The organism is Pseudomonas spelaei (assembly GCF_009724245.1).
GTDB lineage: Bacteria > Pseudomonadota > Gammaproteobacteria > Pseudomonadales > Pseudomonadaceae > Aquipseudomonas > Aquipseudomonas spelaei.
Window position 1 is genome coordinate 1 of record NZ_WNNK01000089.1, and the last position, 425, is coordinate 425.

The window sequence follows — 425 nt, forward strand, 5'->3', positions numbered from 1 at the left end:
TTACTGTATACATATACAGTATTTTTGCCTGAGCGATTAAGCGCCAACGATCGATTCTAGGTCGATGCTTTTTAAGCAAAGGCGGAATGAGTTTTCTTAAATTTGAGATAAGGAGTTGGACATGGGAAAAAATATTAAAGTGACCAGTGGGCAGCCAATGGGGCCTTCGAGTTCTGGACCCGGCACAATCACGATCGGAGGTCGATCAACGCCTAGTCGTTCCGGCTGGGGCCCTGATTTTTCAGTTAGCTATGCGCGGGATGGAATCCCAAAAGGGCATGGGGGAAATGGAGCAGGCAATGTCAATGTGATGATGAGTGAGATGATTGAAGAGGCACTCTTATCCGGACAAGGGTGGCCAAGTATTGATGTCTACAGAGATCTTGGTATCGATGCATGGAATCTTCTGCCTCTTCAAATAGAAG

Annotated in this window: 1 protein-coding gene; it reads left to right on the top strand. The window is 46.4% G+C overall.

Translation table 11 applies throughout. The features are described 5' to 3' along the window. Window positions 1-121: 121 nt before the first annotated feature. Window positions 122-425: hypothetical protein (locus GNF76_RS29510; RefSeq protein WP_218585319.1), on the top strand; the 304-nt coding region annotated here is incomplete at its 3' end.